Annotated in this window: 28 protein-coding genes; 21 read left to right on the top strand and 7 right to left on the bottom strand. The window is 36.8% G+C overall.

Annotated features, from left to right (window positions below; translation table 11 throughout):
• Positions 1-17 precede the first annotated feature (17 nt).
• From FN960_RS14770 to FN960_RS14745, 7 genes are all read left to right on the top strand, one after another.
• On the top strand, positions 18-557 hold the full coding sequence (locus FN960_RS14770) for a sigma-70 family RNA polymerase sigma factor (protein ID WP_143849550.1): 540 nt from the start codon (positions 18-20) through the stop codon (positions 555-557).
• Entirely contained in the window at positions 541-1,557 is a 1,017-nt protein-coding gene (locus FN960_RS14765; protein WP_143849548.1) for a DUF4179 domain-containing protein, read from the top strand. Before FN960_RS14770 ends, FN960_RS14765 begins: the two co-directional genes overlap by 17 nt.
• Positions 1,558-1,569: 12 nt before the next feature.
• On the top strand, positions 1,570-2,049 hold the full coding sequence (locus FN960_RS14760) for a GNAT family N-acetyltransferase (RefSeq protein WP_143849546.1): 480 nt from the start codon (positions 1,570-1,572) through the stop codon (positions 2,047-2,049).
• Between the two features lie 188 nt (positions 2,050-2,237).
• Positions 2,238-2,435, top strand: a complete 198-nt coding sequence (locus tag FN960_RS24920; protein WP_498034076.1) for a hypothetical protein — start codon at positions 2,238-2,240, stop codon at positions 2,433-2,435.
• A gap of 128 nt (positions 2,436-2,563) precedes the next feature.
• Positions 2,564-2,812 (top strand): hypothetical protein, encoded by a 249-nt coding sequence (locus FN960_RS14755; protein ID WP_143849544.1) that lies wholly within the window; start codon positions 2,564-2,566, stop codon positions 2,810-2,812.
• A gap of 233 nt (positions 2,813-3,045) precedes the next feature.
• A complete protein-coding gene (locus tag FN960_RS14750; protein ID WP_260682023.1) occupies positions 3,046-3,291 on the top strand; it encodes a PadR family transcriptional regulator in 246 nt (81 codons plus the stop codon).
• The gene (locus tag FN960_RS14745; protein ID WP_143849706.1) at positions 3,291-3,965 is read left to right on the top strand and encodes a DUF1129 family protein; all 675 of its coding nucleotides are present in this window, start codon (positions 3,291-3,293) and stop codon (positions 3,963-3,965) included. The genes FN960_RS14750 and FN960_RS14745 overlap by 1 nt, the downstream gene beginning before the upstream one ends.
• Positions 3,966-4,032: 67 nt before the next feature.
• On the opposite strand, the gene FN960_RS14740 is transcribed toward FN960_RS14745, so the two are convergent.
• The 3 genes from FN960_RS14740 to FN960_RS14730 form a co-directional block, all read right to left on the bottom strand.
• Positions 4,033-4,824: a CPBP family intramembrane glutamic endopeptidase gene (locus FN960_RS14740; RefSeq protein ID WP_143849542.1), complete on the bottom strand. Its 792-nt coding sequence runs from the start codon at positions 4,822-4,824 to the stop codon at positions 4,033-4,035.
• A gap of 71 nt (positions 4,825-4,895) precedes the next feature.
• Positions 4,896-5,711 carry an SPL family radical SAM protein gene (locus tag FN960_RS14735; protein WP_143849540.1) on the bottom strand — a complete coding sequence of 272 codons (816 nt, stop codon included), beginning with the start codon at positions 5,709-5,711 and terminating at the stop codon, positions 4,896-4,898.
• Between the two features lie 35 nt (positions 5,712-5,746).
• The gene (locus FN960_RS14730; protein WP_185971051.1) at positions 5,747-6,958 is read right to left on the bottom strand and encodes an MFS transporter; all 1,212 of its coding nucleotides are present in this window, start codon (positions 6,956-6,958) and stop codon (positions 5,747-5,749) included.
• 85 nt (positions 6,959-7,043) lie between these two features.
• Between FN960_RS14730 and FN960_RS14725 the strand changes: the two genes are divergently transcribed.
• From FN960_RS14725 to FN960_RS14710, 4 genes are all read left to right on the top strand, one after another.
• Positions 7,044-8,792: an ABC transporter substrate-binding protein gene (locus FN960_RS14725; protein WP_260682029.1), complete on the top strand. Its 1,749-nt coding sequence runs from the start codon at positions 7,044-7,046 to the stop codon at positions 8,790-8,792.
• A 41-nt stretch (positions 8,793-8,833) separates the two neighbouring features.
• Positions 8,834-9,196: a YybH family protein gene (locus tag FN960_RS14720; RefSeq protein WP_143849535.1), complete on the top strand. Its 363-nt coding sequence runs from the start codon at positions 8,834-8,836 to the stop codon at positions 9,194-9,196.
• A 136-nt stretch (positions 9,197-9,332) separates the two neighbouring features.
• A complete protein-coding gene (locus FN960_RS14715) occupies positions 9,333-9,962 on the top strand; it encodes a hypothetical protein (protein WP_143849534.1) in 630 nt (209 codons plus the stop codon).
• Between the two features lie 169 nt (positions 9,963-10,131).
• Positions 10,132-10,803 (top strand): SagB family peptide dehydrogenase, encoded by a 672-nt coding sequence (locus tag FN960_RS14710; RefSeq protein WP_185971049.1) that lies wholly within the window; start codon positions 10,132-10,134, stop codon positions 10,801-10,803.
• 32 nt (positions 10,804-10,835) lie between these two features.
• On the opposite strand, the gene FN960_RS14705 is transcribed toward FN960_RS14710, so the two are convergent.
• The gene (locus tag FN960_RS14705) at positions 10,836-11,393 is read right to left on the bottom strand and encodes a nucleotidyltransferase domain-containing protein (protein WP_143849532.1); all 558 of its coding nucleotides are present in this window, start codon (positions 11,391-11,393) and stop codon (positions 10,836-10,838) included.
• 71 nt (positions 11,394-11,464) lie between these two features.
• On the opposite strand from FN960_RS14705, the gene FN960_RS14700 reads away from it, so the two are divergent.
• Positions 11,465-12,004 (top strand): tubby C-terminal domain-like protein, encoded by a 540-nt coding sequence (locus tag FN960_RS14700; protein WP_143849531.1) that lies wholly within the window; start codon positions 11,465-11,467, stop codon positions 12,002-12,004.
• Here FN960_RS14700 and FN960_RS14695 read toward each other — a convergent pair whose 3' ends face one another.
• Together FN960_RS14695 and FN960_RS14690 are read right to left on the bottom strand one after the other, a co-directional pair.
• Complete coding sequence (locus FN960_RS14695; protein ID WP_143849530.1) at positions 12,005-12,322, bottom strand: hypothetical protein; 318 nt, start codon at positions 12,320-12,322, stop codon at positions 12,005-12,007.
• An 84-nt stretch (positions 12,323-12,406) separates the two neighbouring features.
• Positions 12,407-12,721 (bottom strand): hypothetical protein, encoded by a 315-nt coding sequence (locus FN960_RS14690; protein ID WP_143849528.1) that lies wholly within the window; start codon positions 12,719-12,721, stop codon positions 12,407-12,409.
• A gap of 175 nt (positions 12,722-12,896) precedes the next feature.
• Here FN960_RS14690 and FN960_RS14685 point away from each other — a divergent pair, with 175 nt between their 5' ends.
• Genes FN960_RS14685 through FN960_RS14675 form a run of 3 tightly spaced genes read left to right on the top strand, consistent with a single transcriptional unit; the run spans position 12,897 to position 15,929 of the window.
• Positions 12,897-13,607, top strand: a complete 711-nt coding sequence (locus FN960_RS14685) for a YvcA-related protein (protein ID WP_143849526.1) — start codon at positions 12,897-12,899, stop codon at positions 13,605-13,607.
• Positions 13,597-15,594 (top strand): DUF6792 domain-containing protein, encoded by a 1,998-nt coding sequence (locus FN960_RS14680; RefSeq protein WP_143849524.1) that lies wholly within the window; start codon positions 13,597-13,599, stop codon positions 15,592-15,594. The genes FN960_RS14685 and FN960_RS14680 overlap by 11 nt, the downstream gene beginning before the upstream one ends.
• Positions 15,591-15,929, top strand: coding sequence for a hypothetical protein (locus FN960_RS14675; protein WP_143849522.1), 339 nt, complete (start codon positions 15,591-15,593; stop codon positions 15,927-15,929). Before FN960_RS14680 ends, FN960_RS14675 begins: the two co-directional genes overlap by 4 nt.
• A 33-nt stretch (positions 15,930-15,962) precedes the next feature.
• On the opposite strand, the gene FN960_RS14670 is transcribed toward FN960_RS14675, so the two are convergent.
• Positions 15,963-16,442: a small multi-drug export protein gene (locus FN960_RS14670; RefSeq protein ID WP_143849521.1), complete on the bottom strand. Its 480-nt coding sequence runs from the start codon at positions 16,440-16,442 to the stop codon at positions 15,963-15,965.
• 189 nt (positions 16,443-16,631) lie between these two features.
• Between FN960_RS14670 and FN960_RS14665 the strand changes: the two genes are divergently transcribed.
• The 6 genes from FN960_RS14665 to FN960_RS14645 all read left to right on the top strand — a co-directional run bounded on the left by FN960_RS14665 (position 16,632) and on the right by FN960_RS14645 (position 20,169).
• The gene (locus FN960_RS14665) at positions 16,632-16,985 is read left to right on the top strand and encodes a glyoxalase superfamily protein (protein ID WP_143849520.1); all 354 of its coding nucleotides are present in this window, start codon (positions 16,632-16,634) and stop codon (positions 16,983-16,985) included.
• 125 nt (positions 16,986-17,110) lie between these two features.
• On the top strand, positions 17,111-17,515 hold the full coding sequence (locus FN960_RS14660; RefSeq protein ID WP_143849519.1) for a VOC family protein: 405 nt from the start codon (positions 17,111-17,113) through the stop codon (positions 17,513-17,515).
• Between the two features lie 168 nt (positions 17,516-17,683).
• Positions 17,684-19,165, top strand: a complete 1,482-nt coding sequence (locus FN960_RS14655; protein WP_143849517.1) for a protein adenylyltransferase SelO — start codon at positions 17,684-17,686, stop codon at positions 19,163-19,165.
• A 139-nt stretch (positions 19,166-19,304) separates the two neighbouring features.
• Positions 19,305-19,631 carry a nucleoside triphosphate pyrophosphohydrolase gene (locus tag FN960_RS14650; RefSeq protein WP_143849515.1) on the top strand — a complete coding sequence of 109 codons (327 nt, stop codon included), beginning with the start codon at positions 19,305-19,307 and terminating at the stop codon, positions 19,629-19,631.
• Positions 19,624-19,770, top strand: coding sequence for a phospholipase D-like domain-containing protein (locus tag FN960_RS22865; RefSeq protein ID WP_185971048.1), 147 nt, complete (start codon positions 19,624-19,626; stop codon positions 19,768-19,770). Before FN960_RS14650 ends, FN960_RS22865 begins: the two co-directional genes overlap by 8 nt.
• Positions 19,771-19,773: 3 nt before the next feature.
• A complete protein-coding gene (locus tag FN960_RS14645) occupies positions 19,774-20,169 on the top strand; it encodes a (deoxy)nucleoside triphosphate pyrophosphohydrolase (protein ID WP_143849512.1) in 396 nt (131 codons plus the stop codon).
• Positions 20,170-20,175: the final 6 nt, after the last annotated feature.

Below are 20,175 nucleotides of genomic sequence, written 5' to 3'. Positions count from 1 at the left end.
AAATGAAGGGAGGTCAGATGATGCATTCTATTTATGACGTAAAACTAGCTATCTCAAAAGATAAAGAAGCTTTTGAAAAGCTATTAATTGCGGAGGAAGAAAAACTATACTTTACTGCTCTTTCTTATGTGAAAAATAAAGACGATGCTCTCGATGCAATACAGGAAGCTGTCTGCCAAGCATATCTCTCCATTCATCAACTAAAGCAACCTGAATATTTCTCCACATGGTTGATCAGAATTTTAATTCGTGAGTGCTACAAGCTACTAAAGAAAAAAGAGCGTATGATTCCATTTGAAGAGAATGAACTCCTGAAACGTATTGATTATAAAATGACAAATGCTCATTCATCACAAGAATTAAAGGAACTTGTATATGAGCTAGATGAACCTTATCATTCAGTACTTATCCTATTTTATTATCATGATTTGTCTCTTAAACAAATCTCAGAAACGATGAATATACCTTTAAATACAGTGAAAACACATTTACGTCGTGGGAAAAAACAACTAAAAAAACAACTGGAGAGGAGTGAATACTATGAGAAAATCATCTGAATCAGAGTTCCCAAAGCATGAAGTACGTCAAGCGATTTACAGAGGCATCTCCCAAGCGGAACAGCAAACCAATCAAGAAACGTCTGCGATGACAAAGCCTAGAAAGTGGTTTGTGTTTTTATCTAGTAGTGTTGCTGTAGGCTGTGCTTTGCTTATTGGAGCAACGATATTAACAACATCTAATACCGGTGGGTTTACAGATCTACCTTTGTTGAGTGCATTTTTGGAAGAAGAAGAGCCAGAAGCTATCGTTGAGCAGCCAACTGATTTAGAGGTGCGGAGGTTTATTGGGGAGTCTCAAACTATAGAAGGCACTACAGTTACAATAGATGAGATACTATATGATTATGAAGTATTGACCATTCAATATCATATGAGTTCTGACATAGAGAATTTTAGTGAGAATCTTGAATCACATTTTGAAATAAATGCAGATGGAAAGATACCACAGAGCGAACGTGAATTTGATTCTCAAAAGGTAATTAACCCTTATGAAATCGAGGGCTATTCCGAGCGAACAACAAAAGACGAGTTGCCAGAAGAATTTAACCTTGAAGTCATGTTAACAACAGAACAAGCTGATTTATTTGAATTCACATTTTTAATAAAGGAAGTAGAAGGCTTACAGAAGATTCCTTTACACTACAACCAAGTGCATGATGACATGACAATTAACATTAACAGTATCACTCAAACGGACCAAGAACTCATCATTCCCGTTTCCTTAATAGAGCCTATAATAGATGAAGAAGACGTCCTTTCACCTGCTTTTAGATTAAAAATTATCAATCCAAATGCTTCAGAAGAACCAATGATTCTTTCTGGTGATGGGTACGGGGAATATGAAGACGGTGAACAGTATCTTCACATGAAAAGTAGAATACGAGTAGCTTTGGAAGAAATAGAGGGTGTAGAGCAATTAACGATTGTGCCTATCTTTGTAGGTACAGGTAACGACATAGAACTTGACTCATTTACGATTAACTTAAATGAAGAATAAAGGTGATAAAAAATGCAGATTAGAAATCTTAAAGAGAGTGACCAGGCAGACATCCTTTCTGTAGTAAACGATTGGTGGGGAGGTCGAGATATGGCCCACATGCTCCCAAAGCTTTTCTTTACCCATTTTAATCAGACCAGTTTTGTTGTTGAGGAGGAAGGGAAATTGGTTGGATTCTTGATTGGTTTTCTTTCTCAAACACAACCAAATGAAGCGTATATCCATTTCGCAGGAGTCCATCCTGATTACCGAAAAAAGAAGATTGGTCAGAGGCTGTATCAGCACTTTTTTAAGGTTGTTCAGTCAGAGAAGCGAACCATTATAAGGTGTATCACCTCGCCACAAAATAAATCCTCTATTGCCTATCATCAAAAAATGGGCTTTGTGATTGAACCTGGGGATAAGTTAGTGGACGGGGTGGAGGTTACCGAGGATTATGATGGTTTAGGAATGGACCGAGTTAGATTTATGAAAGATTTGACGATTACTTAATTCTAGATACACAAAATTTATTTAAATCCCTGGGATCTGAATAATAAATTTTGTTACCCTCCTGAGTCTTTCAAGATCCATAACAAAATACTAAATAAAAAGGTAGAACTAACATGATTACGCAACCCCTGTATGAGGTGTTGACTGCAGCTGAAGCTGAGAAAATTTTAAAATAAGGAAAAGGGACGATAAGAAAGTACATTGCTATTGGAAAATTCACAGATCAAGAGTATCGTAAAAGTGGCTCGACCTGGTTAGTAACTCGTGATAGTCCCTTGGGTAGTGATTCTTTGAGACTGTGGGTAGCTGACAACAAAAATTCACGTCAATATCAATTTACATCAACGCACCGGAATAGCTCTAATATTTCTTGGAGAAGTTATTAATCTTTTCATGTAGTCTTTTTCAAAATAAATAGTAGTAGCCATCCATGAAGGTAGATGGATGGCTTTTTCACGAAAAAATTCATTAATCATATTTATAGATGATGCATATACTTGGACAGGAGGTGTTGATGGTGGCTATCTACTTTCTAATTGCCCTGGTCACAATTTTATTAAATGCTTATTCTGGAATAAGTCATTTGTTAGTTGCACCAATTGCATTAATTATCTCATTAATTGGTTTAGGTTTTTTTCTAAAACAGAGAACTCAACATAAGCAGTCTAGTAAGAAATTTAGATACTATCTATGTCTCGTTCTTTTAGCATTTGGAGTCGTGCAGTCTTTGCTAGTAACAGGGTATTGGTATACTTATAGTTAATGATTAAAGGTGACTAAATAAATAGTCGCCTTTATTTGTTTATAGTTGAGTTGGGATCCTTTACAACGATGCCTTCCAAGTCCATTTCTTTCACTAATTGATAGTAATTTTGAGCTTGTTCAATGGCTCATTTCTATGTCTTGTAAAAAACTTTGTTCTTCCTTCAAATTTGCTAAGAATCATTCTATGGCCGTCTAATTTTAATTCAGAGATGTAATTCACATTATCCCCAGGTGGTTCAGATAAAGATTGTAAAAGCATGGGACGGTCTTTCCGTAAGCGAAGGATCGATTTATCCGATTTTATTACGATTACAAAAGGAGAAATTAATCTCGGGAGAATTAAAAAAATCATCAACTGGACCAAATAGGAAATATTATTTTCTGACTAGGGATGGTGTTCAAGCATTAGAGGAATTCAGAACAAACTGGGTAGGTATTAAAGTTCCAGTAGATCGAATGTTAGGAGGCGGAAAGTGATGGAACTGAAAGAATTAATTGAAATTAATAACCAGAAACGAACTCAGCTGACAAAAGAGAATCTGAAATACTACGAAGACATGCTTGTGTATATTCGCTTGTCCTTCAGCAAATCTGAACAGGAAACAGAAGAAGTTTTGTCCGAGCTACTAGATCATTTGTTGATTGCGCAGGAAGAAGGAAAGACAGCGAAAGAGGTTTTTGGTGATGATCCCAAGCAGTACTGCAAAGACATTATCGGCGAGCTTCCTAAAATGATAACGAAAGAGCGAATAAGATTATTTGCAATGGCATATTTATATTTCCTTGCTGCTAGTACATTCTTTACGGGTCTTTTAACGATTTTTATCTATTACATATTTAACAAAGGAGTGCTAATAGAAGAATATTATATTGGTACGGTATTACTTAAAGTGGTATTATCTATCCCCATTGCTTTTCTCTTTTTGTATGTAGTCGTGTATTACCTTCGTTGGGCTTGTTTTAAAAAGATCAATAAAATTCTAGAATTCTTAATAGTGTGGATCTATGGAATTATATTTGTTGGTGTATTCATGTTAATGATCTATTTAATTCCTGATTTAGGCTCTGTTACAGCTATACCAGTTTATATATTATTGCTTATCGGAATTATGCTTTATATAGCCGCACGAATAACTGGAGCAAAAAAATGAGAATGTTACAGCAAGAATAAAAAGCCGTCCTGTAGCAACGTACAGCGTACGTATAGGACGGCTTCTTCTATAAAAACAAAAATGTAATGATGACTATGAACGTAACATGAGTAAACATATGCGCGATCATGGCTGCTTCTAGTCCTTTTTTCCAATAAAGCCATCCATAAATAATTCCTGCAAAGCCATTCAGAAATAACATTCGAGCGAAAACAACGGGTGTCATCTCAGTAACGGCTGCTGTAGCACCATAATGCCCCAATCCAAAAAGAAGAGCTGATAAGATTATTCCGATCCAAATAATTATTTGTGTAGGTTGGGTAAGCTTACGCTGGAATACCTTCCACATCATAAAAACGAGTAAACTCATCACACCCCAACGCAGCATGATCTCTTCAGCAATTCCACCATAGAGAATACGCGAGGCAAAATCATAAAAAGTGATGGTCGCTTCCGAGTCTGTCATCTGTAATGCTGAGGGTAATAGGGGTTGGATGAAATATTCAACTACCATAATTATCACACCACTAATGACCCCAAGCAAAATGGATGGAAGTAAAATCGCTTGTAGTCTAGGCAATAGTGGTTTGCCCAAGCGATCCTTCTCGTAGATAAATGATGTAAAGCCTGACCTTGTAGCGACTAAATGTCCAACTAGTACGCCTAGCGATATTAATATAAAAGGATTGATTAAGGATAATAATGCCAGAACTTCGACTGACATCATCAAAGGAATGTTAAGCTCAGCCAACTGTTGCGGTAAAAGCTCTACATACATCGGATACAAAGATAAAACAGCCAGAAGACCTAAAAAGAGAAAAACTAAAAATGATCGCCATGGTTTACGTTCGGAATGCATGATTTACCTCCTAATTTATACTAGTAGATAGCTACGTTCTAAAATGGGAAAGGTCGCAACATAAAACCGACTCATGGCATAAATCCATCCTGGCTAATATAAATTTGATTTTTATCAAAAACCTTCTCTAAACGTCTAACCAACTTCTTGTAGGCGTCACGCTGATACCATTTCTCCATCTCGATATCCTGATATTTCTCATATATTTTCAGTTTTTCAGTTCGTCTACCGCCACTCCCATCCCCCATAAAGAAATCATCCACACATACTCGGTCTGTCACCTTAGCAAGAGCATTGGCAAAATCTCTACTGCTCGGCAACAATGGAGCAATGGTAGCTTGCGTCGCAATACCAGCCTCAGTAAGCTCTCCTAATGAGCGAAGTCTCGCTTGAATGGGAGGAGCTTGCGGAGAGAAGTGTTTTCGCATATCATCGGAGTCCGTTTCGATGGTCATGCTGACACGGACACGGTCACCTAGCTGTTTTAATAAATCTATGTCTCTTGTAACTAAGGGGCTTCTCGTTTGCACAAATAGAAAATCAGGTTGTAACTCAGACATCGCAATTAATAAGGAGCGAGTAATTTGTTCTTTATGCTCAAGAGGCTGATAAGGATCGGTACTTGAAGACATAAAAATGCTGACAGGACCTTTTTTCTGCTCACGAATTAACTCTTTACGTAATACTTCTGCAGCGCCAGTCTTCACATCGACCCATGTACCCCAATCCTCAGAACGGAAGGTTTGCACTGGTAACTTTCGTACATAGCAATAGGAACAGGCAAAGGCACAACCTGCATAGGGGTTGAGGGAATGACTGTAGCCTTTTAAAAAGCCAGAACCTTTGTTTAATAGTGTTTTTGGTTGTTTATGCGTGATATTCTTCAAGCGATTCCCTCCCTACTCATTAAGGGTATCACACTTTACTCAAAAGTCGTTTTCACAATTTGTGTTCCTAAAGTTCTAAAGCGAAAAATAGTATATAAAGAAACCAGTCCAAGCGTAACAAAAATCCAACGTATGTTAACAACTTCAGACATCATTCCTGTCAGGAAACCAGCTAATGGTAAAGAGGCAAGACCAATCATCATCATCATTCCATTCACCCTACCTAATATGTAACTTGGAACAACCTGCTGCCTAAATGTTTTATTTAATACATTAAACATGATAACAGGAGCACTTTGTATCGCAATAAAAATCATGAGACTAATCCAATCCCAGCTTAACGCCGTTCCAATAATACCAAATGCACTAATACTAAGAGTGATTACCATAAGTTGTAATGGGTTATTTCTTTTATTTATAAGATTAACAAGCAAAATACCAGCAATTTGAGCAACCGCTGCACCACCATATACCCAACCTAATTCATGTGAAGTCATGCCAAGTTCATCCCGTGAGAAAAAGACTAACATACTAACCAGGGCACCATTTGCTATATTAACAACTAATACTAACCACGTTAATGAGCGCAAGATAGTAAGGTTCCATAAATACATAGCACCATCTTTTAGAGATTGCCAGCTCGTTGTGCGGGTTTGCTGATCCATTTTATGTATCAGAGTGATCATTATTAATGAAATAATAATTGGAAAGTAGGAGCAACCAATCACAATAAAAACAGCATAGATTCCAATCGTACTAATCAACAATCCTGCTATCATACTTCCAAAGAATACAGAACTGGTGTCAATAAATTGAAAAAATGAATTAACACGCATGAGCTGATCTTTCGTAAATAACTGAGGAATAATTGTGCCGTTGGTCACATTAAAGCAGGCTCCTGCACTTGCAATGAGAAAGCCAAGAAGAAAAATAAAAGGAATTGCGAGCATGTCGGCTCTATACAAAATAGGAATAAGAAGAACCAAACATCCTTGAATAATTGCACAATAGATCATTATTTTTTTTCGAGGAAACCTATCTGCCATTATACCTGCTATGGGTGAAATAATGATTAGTGGCAGAGTTTGAAACAGAAACATTGAACCCATAATTGATGAGGATTGTGTTAAATCATAAACGAGCCATGGGATTGCGATCAAATAAACTTTATCACCAAGTTTAAATAGGATGGTCCCAAGAAAATAAAAGATCAAATTACGATTTTGAAAAATAGTTGTTTGATCCAACTTAAATGTCCCCTCTCCACACAAATGTATTCAATTTATTTTCTCCTTTCCTAAAAGAGGAAAAAAGGGTAGAGTTAAGGTGATTATGTCCCCTTTTAGAGAGGTGAATGGGTTGGAAGAGAAATACTTACTTTTAAGGTCAACCTTCTATAGTAAAGAAAAGCATCTCAAAGTTGAATTCACACATGAGGAAGTTGAAAAGGTTTGGTTCTGTTCCAAGAGAAATGTGAAGCGAGTACTTAAGCAGTTAGAGGCAGATGGTTACTTTCATTACATTCCGGGGAAGGGCAGAGGAAATTCATCCAAACTAGTTTACAGTCGTTTATTTAAAGAGGAAATTGAAGAGTACTGTAAAAGAAACATAGAGCTTGAGAATCTTGATCGCATCGCATTTATACTTAGGCTGCCTATACCAAGGTCATGGATTATTCATGTTTCTGAAGAAGTTCAGCAGTTGTTAGGCTTTAAACGCAGTGAAAATGCAAGAGACATTCTATATACATTTAAGTCTAGAGAGGTATCAACGCTTGATCCATTGCACGTTTCAATTGCATTAGAAGTACACCTAACACAGCATTTAGGTGACACATTAGTTCGCTATGATGCTAAGACTAAACAAATCATTCCCCATCTGGCTCACCATTTTTCAGTAGATGATTCAGGAAAGCTTTATACATTTTATCTCCGGAAAGATGTTCATTTTCATAACATGGATAAGCTTAGTAGCGCGGATATTGCTCATACAGTCAAACGACTTCAGACCAGAAGTAAGGCTTACTCTTGGTTAGCTGAAAATATTGAGAAGGTTGTATGTGAGACTCCATATAAAGTGAGCTTTCATTTGAATAAGAAAAACACGCTCTTTTTACATCTATTATCGTCACCAGCCTTTTGTGTTCTTCCTGTGGGCATTGCTTTTAATGAATTTGAGTGGGTTGGGACAGGGGCTTTTATGTTAAAAGAACGTACAAAAACGAAGATCATCCTTCAAGCCTTTGAACATTATTTTAAAGAACGCCCGTTTATTGACGAAATTCACTTCCACGCTGTTTCAAAGGATGCAGCAAATTTACTTTACCTTCAAGCAGATCCAAAATCAGAACAGATTCATCCCACAGCCCATACATTACAAGACCTCGGGATGGTATTCCTATTATTTAATCAACAGGACAATCAAAGCCTACGCGACCAAAATCTAAGAAATGCACTCTATCATCTGATTGATGTACCAAAGATCATCAGAGAATTAGATTTAGAGGTTATGGAAGCAAGTAGCTTTAGTGATCTACGCTCAACACATTTAGAAAAAAATCAACAGCTCGTCTCAACATTATTACAGCTAGCACATTATAACGGTGAAGAGCTTAGGGTGGGGTTTCTTTATAACGAGCGTACAAGCGAGGAAGCAAAGTGGTTATGTAGAGAGGCTCAACGCTTTGGCATAAATCTTATATTAACCCCGATCTCACATAAGGATTTTTATAACCCGGAAATCACGAATCAAATTGATATCTTACTCATGAATATGGTGTTTTCGTATGATAGACAGCTTGCTTTTATCAGTGCCTTCAAAAATGAACATCTTTTTATGATGAAAATGTTGCATGGAGAAGCAAAGGCATTCGTGAATAATCAATTACAATTATATCAAGAAGCTCCATCATCAATTGAAAGAGAGAAAATAATCATAGAGATAGAAACTTTTTTAAGAGAGCAAAAACATCTCATTTTCCTCTACCATCCAATCATTACAAGAACCATCGATCCACTTATTCAAGATGCCACACATTACTCATTAGGACATGTTGATTATACGAAGCTGTGGTTGCCTTAATTCGGAGCAACTAATAAAAAAATTGAAAGGAGAGAGTTACATTGAACCATATTTTAGATGCCTACATTAAAGCAACCAACACTCACAACTTTAAAGAGGTAGAAAAACTTCTCCATCCAGAGGCTATGTATTGGTTTAGTAATCAGACATGTGATTCGATGGAAACAATTGAACAATACTTCAATAATAGTTGGAATTACATAAAGGATGAAATCTATTCTGCGAGGGACGTAACCTGGTTAACAGCGGATACAGAGAGTGCAACTTGTATATATACCTATCATTATCAAGGTTATATAGAAGGTAAATTTGTTACTGGTAATGGAAGGGCGACTAACGTTTTTAAGCTTATTAATGGAGAGTGGAAGCTTATTCATGAACATTTGAGCAGCATTAAGATTTAATATCGGGATTCTTTTCTGGGATGCTCAAAAATTCTACCCCAACACATTTGCATACTAATCATATGTACAAAAAGTAGTTAGCTCCTTGAAAAAATTGGGTATGGTTCTTTAGACACACACATAAAGGGGCTTACAAATGACTAAAAGAATCAACTATTCAACTGCATTGCTGTTATCTTTCACTTTAGTTGGCTGCAACCAACTTGAAAATGAAGTGGAAGAGCTTGAACAGGAGTATGGAATTGAGATACAAATTGATGAAATTGGTGATAGAGACCCGGAAAGGATCGCTAATCTTGAAAGGGATAAAATTGAGGCAATCTTATCCTATGTTCGGGAATTTAAAGAAGAGGAGCAAGAAGAGGGGCATAGTAGCTTTGAGTTTATCCACGTTCGTCATGGATTGACCGCTTCAACTGATGCAGCACCAACAGATTTGTATTACTTACATTTAGACTCTACTTATCAAGGTACGGAGGACTACGGGCTACATCGAAATATTTGGCTGACATTCTATTCAGAGAGTGATGTCTTACATGTAGAGGATATCTCTTCTGGTTATGAAAGAGGTGGGGGGATCTATTGGGAAAACGCTGAAGAAAGGGTTGTTGAAGCTAATCGTGAACGAGCAGAATTTCATATTGAAGGAGAATGGTTTGGAGAATTCATTTATCAGGGTAAAGTACTATCAATTACAGAACCAAACATTTGGACATTTGTAGTGACTAAAGATGATTTACCTGATCAAGATATAGAGGGGCTGTGACTGAATTGTTCGGTTCTTTAAATTCCTAACTTGTTTGTTACTTCTAGATTTAAAGTTTTAATATAAGGGTTAAAATAACTCTCTTTTAAGCAATTCAGACAGATTTTAAATTTACCTATTTGTTGTGTTCAATTTACTTGGACATAATATGTAGCTCATGGAGGACATAATGACTAATTACTTTCAAACTTATCATAACCAATCAAACTGGCCACCTATTAAAAAACCTGAAAATCGAGTAATTGAAAAACTAGAAAATACTTTTTTAAGAACAATTCAACTTGACTACATACAGTTAGACAATCATTTAATGGATGCCTTAAACAGCCGAAAATCATCAAAAGAAATGAGAGTAAGCAAAACGTTAGATGCTCTTAAATTAGGAACACTTTTAAAATGGTCAATAGGTATGTTTGAGGATAGAAGAATGTTTCCATCAGCTGGTGAGCTTTATACAATTAAATGTTTGGTAGCAATTAAGGATTTAGGTGGAGTGAAATCTGGCTTGTATGAATATATACCAGAACACCATAGGATTGCATGGCTAGGCGAGTACCAGGAATTAAAAAAAGCTTTTGTTCAAGAAGATATCGACTTTAATGTATGTTTAGTCCTTGGATCAGATCTTGATAGAGCTTGCCAACATTATGGTGAGAGAGGCTATCGTTTTAGCCTTCTTGAAGCAGGACATATGATGCAAAATATCATGCTAGTAGCATCCACTTTAGAATTGGCCGTTGCACCCATAGGAGGGTTTAAGGATGACGTAGCTAACGAACTTAGCACTCATGAGAATTTTAAATCAATGTATTTGGTGCCGATTGGAGAATACATCGACTGAACTTTTAATAATAAAGCAATAAGTAAACCCTTCTAAGGTAATCCAAGCATCTCAAAAATTTTTAATTCAACATGCTCAGGTAATGGCTGCCGTAACGCTCTTTCAAACAAATGAGGTTTTCTAATGCCCTCTTTCATAAAATGCTTCTCAATCAAAGCCACCTTACTCTCTCGATTAGGCATAAGTAAATATAGAACATACCAATCTTCAAGCGCACTAAGTGGGTAAGCGTGCCCGCTTGTCATGGGATTATCAGAAATAGAGTCGTGATCTAATAGACAAATATAGGTCCCTTTTTCATGCTTTACTCCAAAGTTGACCATTACATCAACGCCTACTCCGTCAAAATCATACTTGGCAAAAGTAGAAGAAGTCAAAACGGTTTGTTTTTTAGGCATTTCAAGAGGTGTTCCAATAGAGTTTAATTGTTGTATGAGCTTAGGAGCATCTTCCTCAGTAACTAATAAATCAATATCATTGGGTATTGTAGATAATCCTCGTAGCTGCAGCATCAAAGAACCGCCAACGGCCCATGTTACATTCATTTCATCAAAAGCATTTTGTAATTTAGATAGTAAGGATAACATCATTTCACCTTTTCTATTACTGAGTATGTAAGCTACTATAGTATGCCAGATAAAAAGGAAGAAGGGGATACATAATGAACAATCATTATTCATTTACCTTGCCTAAATTAAGAAGATCTATAAAACCAATTCAGATAAGAGACTCATCAAATAGTGATATTGGTAGGCTCCAGTTATATTATAAAACAAAAGTGGATGAGCTATTTGATCGACATCTTTCTCTCATAGATAAATCAAATTATCAATGTATACTTGCTGGCCAAAAAGACATCATTGAATTAAGAGCTAAAAGTGTCAGAAAGACCTTATTCAAACAAAGGTGGACTATACATAAAGATAACAATAAGAAACTAGGTACACTCATTAATGAATCTAAGATTAAATTACACCCCAAATATTCTTATGTTACTGAGAACCAGACCTTCACCATTATAAGTGACTTAGGAAGTAAAACCATTGAAATGACTAATGAGGCAGGTGAACAGGTTGTAACGTCATCTTATGACGGAGCAATCTTTTTAGGAGATGCCCAATTAATAATACATAAGCAAGATTTGCTGATTCTTGAGGAGATCCTGTTAATTACCTTTATTTCTGTAAAACCTATGGATTAGTTAATTTCTTTCAGCCTGTGATTTATTCTGGCGGTTATTCAGTAGCTTATTAATAAGGTAGTTAATGAAGAGAAAGAATAAGTAGAGAATAGCAACGCACACCGCGAAGGCACCTAAGTCAGTAAGTGATCGGGTTATATTAAGTAATTCCCATCTAGCTGGCTCCACTCCTTCAATACTGAAATATTCAACAAAACGTACCGGGAATCCATAGGAAAATGTGACCCCATTTCCCGTTACCTTTTCAGAAGACGGCATGACAAAAATCGAAAGGATGGAAAGGACAATGCTTGTAATCAGAAACCATTGCTTTTTCATTTGCAAGCCTCCTAACTAATCATTTCTCTATCTATACCCATTTATCTGAAGAATAGTAGCATGTCAAAGTATTTAAATAGGTTTCTATTGCTCTTCTTCACGAGCACTCACTTTACGTTTTCTGCGCTTTTCATCAAGCAATTTAATAAAAAGTAGGATGACAAAGATAGCGGTGACACAATTTATAAATAGGAATATATGCATGTATGTACGATCAAAAGTAATCAATTGCCAGTAGGTAGGTTCTTCGCCTTCAAAGCTCTGGTAAATCATAAATTCTATGGGAGCACCATATGAATACGTCACACCCTCCTCAGTAATCTCTTCAAATGGTGGAAAAACAAAAACCGATAGTAAAGCTAAGCCTATGCTAATGAAAAACATCTTTTTAATTGACATTCTCAGCCCCCTATAAATTTTACTTCAAGCCATCCATTTCAAGTTACATACTATTTCAAAACAACTACATCAATTACTAGTCATATTATCACAAGGACTTTAGTTTGTTACAAAAATTTCAATTATATGTTAGAAATTATATTGAATGGGTATAGGGAAATAAGGAGTTGACTCGATGAAAAAATTACATGCAATTATATTATTATTCACTTTATTTCTAATTGGAGGATGTGGGGATATGGATAATACAGGTGGAGATGAATCTAAAAAACCATCAGAAATGAACCCGGAAGAACTACCGCAAATTCAAGCCTTTCAAGATGAAGCATCCAGGGAGCTAATGGTCTCAACTGAACCTGAGGAAGAAGGGTTTTATTTAATGGAATCACCTATAGGAGCGTATACCATGTGGTTTCCAGAGGAGGCAGTGTTTTTGAAGAATGGATCTGGGTCTGATGGTGATCATTATGATAAGGTACGATTTGCTTATGAAAGTAATGCTGAAAATAAAGGATATATTGCGGATTTTGAATATTTTCTTAATGGGATTGCAAATTACCCAGATAGAAGTCTGGATGCGCATGGAGAAAAATGGGGTTACGCGGATGATTGGAAAGAATTAGAACATGAAGGTGCTATCATTCACTACGGTTCTTTAATAAGAGAGACTGAACATGGAAATGAGATTTATGTAATAGGTTTTAAAGTTAAAGAAGATGATAAGCCTCAAGCCACTCAGTTTTCATACATATCATCATGCTTAGATAAAGAACAAGATAATTGTGAATTGAACTTAGAAAAAGAAGAGGAGTTTGTGCTTGAGTGGGTAAAGTCCATAAATTATCTAAAAGAGACAGACTCAGGAGGAAACAGTAATGAAGAATAAAGAATTACTCGAAGAAAAGGAGGTTTGGCTGCGAATAACACAATTGGAATATCAGATGAAGAATGGAATGACAAATAAAGAGTTTCAAACTGAAGTTGAAAGAATATATCTGGAGGAAATGGGGGAAAACATACCCGCAGATATGACTATTTTTAACTCTAATGAAAGTGATAGTATAGACTCTAGTTATGATGGTACCGCTATACATTTTTTAAACGAAGAAAAAGGAATTGATCAATTATATATTATATCTCAAGGATCAAACGATTCTGGGGATTGGTCATACAATGGCTATGGTTTATTTTTAGGAAGGGATGCATCGCAAGCTCATGATACCAATGCATTTTTATATGAAGCACAAGAAAAATTAGATGTCGATGTTGAGAATTCACTTGCTATCTCATTGGGACATTCATTGGCTAATAATAATAATTTAACTGCACAAGTGTTTAGAAACGATTTTGATAAAATTTACGGTGTAAATGGAGCTCAAATAAGTATTTATCAACTTTATGATGAGGATAGTCTGTTTACACAAAAAGTAAATCAAGAATTTTCGATATCACGATTGGACGAACTCGGAGTATATAGCATACCCAAAGATGAACTCGAAAAATTTGCACTTGAATACATCAAAGAACAAATTGATACAGGAGCTATTTATCAGCTTCGTTCAAGCAACGATCCCCTTTACGCAATAATGCAAAACATAAGAGGTTTTGTTACGGTAGGAGAAGATAATGTCATTGTAACAAACTCAGATGTATCTGGATTGACAGAACTATTTTCAGATATCCCCGATGAAGAAATAGCAAAATGGCAGGAAATCTTAATTCCACCAGCTGATGCTTATGTGGAAAACGGAATTGATGGAGCCTCAGATGTGTTTGAAGAGATGACTGGAGTAAATAAAAATATTATAAGTGATATTAATGCTTTAGCGAAGGATTTCGAAGAACTAGTTACTTTTGAAGAGCTAAATTCCTCAGGAAGAACAATAACTGCGCAAATGACAAATATGAGTAACGATTTAATAATGCAAATAATGGGTAAGGTGCCTGATGCAATTTCTAATACAGGTGATGCAATTGAAATTCTAAATCAAATCAAAGACATTCAGAGAAATTTAGGTCCAGCAATGGATACTATAGACGGGTTAAATAACTCGTCAGAAGAGATTTTCAGTTATTTAGTTGAGGGTAATTATATTAATGAAGAGTCGAAAAAAACAGTCGTTGAGGAATTAAACGGTTTAACAGAGTCGCTCCAAAAAATTGTTGATTATGAATTTACTGAAGATTTTTATAAAGATAATCCTCATTCACTTAGTGCAGGATCTGCTTTTAGTATTTTAATGGATAACGTAGCTTTTGTTATAATGCTGTTAGGTGAAAAAGATAAACTTTTAGGACATATAGATGCGTTGTCAGAAGAACTAGGTGAAGTTTCATCTGATATTGCGCATAGTCACAGTATCGAAGAAATGCTAAATGCAATTGCTCCAGACGGGGTTTCATACCGAGGTAACGATATGTATCTGTCTACTGGTAAAGGAGCTAACGAAATAAAGTTAAATTTGACACAAGTCGTTGAAACCTACCATCAAGGAATGAAATCTATTGAGTTACAGATAGAATCCGCCCATAAATTTATGGAGTACTATGAGCAAGGTGTTATTGATGATACTAGTGAACGGAAGCAGGAGCTTATTGGTAAATACAATGAAATGGAGTCAAATCCAAGAGGACATCAAGCTCTACTTAGTAGTACTTCTGCTCCGCAACTTAGCCTTATTGAAAGAATTAACGTAAATGAAGTAATACCAGGTCCAATTATTCCCGAACATATAACCTGGACAAATATGATCCAAGAACAACTTGAGCAACAAAGAGTAATGTTGGAGACCATAAGAGATGGTGTTGAGGAGATTTTTGGTGCAGATCACGAAGTAGCTAATATTTTTCAATTATCAGGGGGGCAAGGATGATTACAGAAGAAACTGGAGTTGTAACATTGAACCATAGATTTAAAGAGGATCCCAGTTACACAGGGAAAAAGATGAAAATAAACTTCATTTTGATGGAGTTATACAGTATGCAGCACCAATTCAATCTTTCCTTAACAAAAGGACTTGAATCAAGCAGCGGCAAGTTAATCAATGCATTTCATGAAAAGCAAAGCAAGGAAGCCAGAAGAACTGATCTAATTTATAGCCAGGTCCATCAAAATGCTATTCGATCAATAGATCAGTATGAAAGCTTCATTAAGGAAATGAGCACCCAAAAAGTCTCCCTCTATTATAAAGTGTTACCTGAAGTATAATGACTACCCGTTATGAATGGTAGTCTTTTCTATTTAAATAGAAAAAAACGAAGTCACTAATGATGGAAACCACACACTTGCAGCCGTCAGAGCCACTGTCCAAACGGCAACACCGGCAACTACCCAGAATAGTAAGACAAGCTTTGATACCCCTAAAGTACGGTGAAACAAAACGCCTGCATGGGAGCTAATGAGGATTGGGATGATGATGGCGACCCCAAAGATCCCAAAACGTTTAAAGGTTCTCTCTAGTAATTCTTTTTTCTTCTTCTTACTTTTCTCCTTTTTGTTTGAAGCCACTTCTGACATAGATAAATAGACGACTCTCTTTTTTAAAGTAGAGCCTAAGATTACAAAACCAATGATACCCAATGCGTTACCACTAAAACAGATAATGGCCGTTAAGGTAGGGTCAAGCTTAAGTAAAAATAAGCTAACTGGAATGGTTGTAAAGATCTCGATAAAAGGGATCGCGCTAGCAACAAATAAAAGCAGATAATACAGGAAGTCCACTCGCTAATCCCCCTTGATAGATAGTTGTCCTTTCCACTTTATTTATACATGTCCAATTTTATGTATGGAAAATTATAGGGTTCAGTTTGATTTGATTTGGGTACAGTAAATCGTGAACCTGGAAAACAGCTTTTAAGGAAGATTAAAATGTTGATATAGCTCATAAGTTATTGAAAGGGGATGAAGAAAATGATTATTCCGATATTGCGCATTTTTGACTATGAGAAAGCAAAAGAATTTTATCTGGATTTTCTAGGATTACAATTGGATTGGACGCATCAATTCGAAGACAACATGCCATTGTATGTGCAAGTTTCATCTGAGGGCGATGTTCTTCATTTGTCTGAGCATCATGGTGATGCCTCGCCTGGAAGCTCTATTCGAATTCAGAAAAAGTCATTAAAGCAATATCAAAAAAAGCTTCTTGAGAAGAATTACCCACATATGAAACCAGGTATTGAAGAAACGCCTTGGGGCACGCTGGAAGTAACGGTGGTTGATCCATTTAGTAACCGAATTATTTTCTATGAAGATAAAAAGTAGATAGCGTTCGCAGAGTATTGAGATATTTGAAATGCTTTTTACATAAAGATAAAGTCTTGAGTCCTCAAATCAGGTTATAATACAAGCAGTAGCATATTACAGATTCACTATAGGAGGAATGATTGATGACATTGAGTCTAACACCCTATGTCACTTTAGCTGGACAAGCAAGGGAAGCCATTCAGTTCTATGAAAAAGTGTTGGAAGCAAAGGTGCTTGGAATCATGACTTATGCAGATATGCCAGGTACTCCAGCGGAAATGAAGGACCTTATAGCAAATGCGGCTATTCAAGTAGGGGAATCCTCGCTGATGTTATCTGATACACCGGAACCTTCTATTCAAGAAGGAAAAAAAGTAACCATATGTATTACATCAGATGATGCAGAGAAATCAAAACGAATCTTTGCAGACTTGGCCGAAGGTGGGCATATTAATATGCCACTCGAGGAAACGTCATTCAGCCCGGCTTTCGGAGATGTTACCGATAAGTTTGGTGTGACTTTTCAAATATATACAGAATCAAAATAATGAGTAACGAATTAAAGGGCAGCCTATCTAATGAGATAGAGCTGTCCTTTTTTTAATTTGCAATCACGGCAGGATTTTTTTCTTTGGATAGCTCCTGTGCTAAGATGAAGAGGAACCTACTTTTAAGATAAGGAACCAAATCATAAATACGTTTTAAAGGAGATGGATATGACGACAACACATGGTACACATCTCAATGTCGGCTGGAATTTTGATAACAGTTATTCTAAGCTGCCGGAAGATTTTTTTCGGATATTTGATTTAAATCCCGTGGAGGACCCAAATCTTGTTCTGTTTAATGATCAATTGGCCAAAAAACTTGGACTTGATGCTGATGCGCTTAGGAACGAAGAGGGAGCTTCTATATTCGCAGGAAACAAGCTTCCAGAAGGTGGACATGCGCTGGCACAGGCTTATGCAGGTCATCAATTTGGAAACTTAACAATGCTAGGTGACGGGCGTGCCCTTTTAATTGGTGAACAGCTCACTCCGGACAAAGAACGGTTTGACATCCAGCTTAAGGGATCAGGACGTACCAATTTTTCAAGAGGTGGAGACGGACGTGCTGCGCTTGGCCCGATGCTGAGAGAGTATATCATCAGTGAAGCAATGCACGGCTTAGGTATTCCAACGACACGTAGCTTAGCAGTAGTGACTACGGGGGAGTTAGTGCTTCGTGAAATAGGACTACCAGGTGCAATTATGACGAGGGTCGCTTCCAGTCATCTCCGAGTTGGTACTTTCCAATATGCAGCCGGTACTGGAGAACCTGATAATATAAAGGCACTTGCTGACTATGCGATCTGGCGCCATTATCCTGAAGTGAAAGAAGCGAACAACCCATATTTAGCATTGTTTCAAGAAGTATTAAAAAAACAAGCCGCACTCATTGCGAAATGGCAGCTCGTTGGTTTTATTCACGGTGTCATGAACACAGATAACATGTCCATCAGCGGTGAGACGATTGATTATGGTCCATGCGCATTTATGAACACATATAATCCGGAGACGGTGTTCAGCTCCATCGATGTTCAAGGACGCTACGCGTATGGGAATCAGCCATATATCGCCAACTGGAACCTGGCAAGACTCGCAGAAACACTTGTACCACTTGTTCATGAAGATCAAGATAAAGCCGTTGAACTCGTTCAGGAAGAATTAGCAAACTTCAAAAATATCTATCTCAACGAATGGTATGGCGGGATGAGTAAGAAGCTTGGATTATTTAATATTGAAGAGAAAGATCAAGAGCTAATTGATCATCTTTTTGGCATCATGGAATCAACTGAAGCTGACTTCACCAATACATTCAGAGCGCTTACACTGAATGATCCATCTGAAGAATCATCTCTTAGCTGCTCAAAAGATTTCACAGATTGGCAGGAGCAGTGGAAGGATAGACTGACCAGACAACCACAATCACCGGAAGAAGTACAACAGCTTTTGAAAACCCATAACCCAGCTGTCATTCCACGTAACCATAGAGTAGAAGAAGCACTTTCAGCTGCGGTCGAGGACAAAGATTACACGGTTCTAAAGAAGTTATTAAAAGTGATGGATAACCCGTATGCTTATAGCGTGGAGCAGGAAGATTATAAGTATGGACCTGGGGATGAAGGTAAGGGGTATCGGACGTTTTGTGGGACGTGATAATAATATTCAATGGCCTTTTAGAGAGTTCTCTAGAAGGCTTTTTCCTTGTAGATGAATCTCTCAATAATCAACCACTCATAACTGGGTAATTATGCTAAAATAAATACAAACACTACCTTTAAGGAGACAGATAGCTATGCCAATTTACAATAAGCTAGTTCGTGATAAAATTCCTGCTATTATCAAAAGCGAAGGAAAGACTCTTTCAACAAATATTCTTTCTGATGAGCAATACTTAAAAGAACTGCGTATAAAGCTTCAAGAAGAGATGCAGGAATACTTAGAAGCTCCAAACGATGTCGATTCAATTGAGGAATTAGCAGACGTTTTGGAGGTCATTCATTCACTTACTGTTGTACATAATAGTTCAGTTAAAGAGCTTGAACAAGTTCGTAAACAAAAGGCAGAAAAGCGTGGAGGCTTTGAGGAACGAATCTTTTTAAAAGAGGTCATTGATGACTGAAATTCGGTTAATTACGCAGCAGCTAGGACCAAACCTATTAAACCAAATCAATCAGGCGGATTCGATTTGTATTCTGACATCGTTTGTGATGAAGTCAGGTGTTACTATTATTCTTAAGAGAGAAGGAAAGAAGGAATAAAAGATGAAGAAAAATATTCACGTAGTTGGAGCAGTAATCGTTAAGGATAATCTAATATTGTGTGCACAGCGTGGTGATTCAAAGGTATTACCGTTTAAATGGGAGTTTCCTGGTGGCAAAATAGAAAAAGGAGAAACCCCTCAAGAAGCGCTCGCTCGCGAAATTCAAGAAGAAATGGAATGCGAGATTAAGATAAACGATAAAATAGAAACAACTGAGTATGAATATGATTTTGGCATTGTGCACTTAACAACCTTTTATTGTGAATTAGTGTCTGGAGAACCAGTTCTAACAGAGCATAGTGAAATTAGATGGTTAGCTGCAAATGAGCTAGCTGACTTAGATTGGGCGCCAGCAGATGTTCCAGCAATAGAGAATATTGTTAAGAAGTTAGGCTAATTACTT

Origin of the sequence: Alkalicoccobacillus porphyridii (assembly GCF_007293315.1) — a bacterium.
In the GTDB taxonomy this organism is placed as follows: Bacteria; Bacillota; Bacilli; order Bacillales; family Bacillaceae_D; genus Alkalicoccobacillus; species Alkalicoccobacillus porphyridii.
Note: the sequence above shows the minus strand (reverse complement) of the source record. Positions and strands in the feature narration are given on the sequence as shown.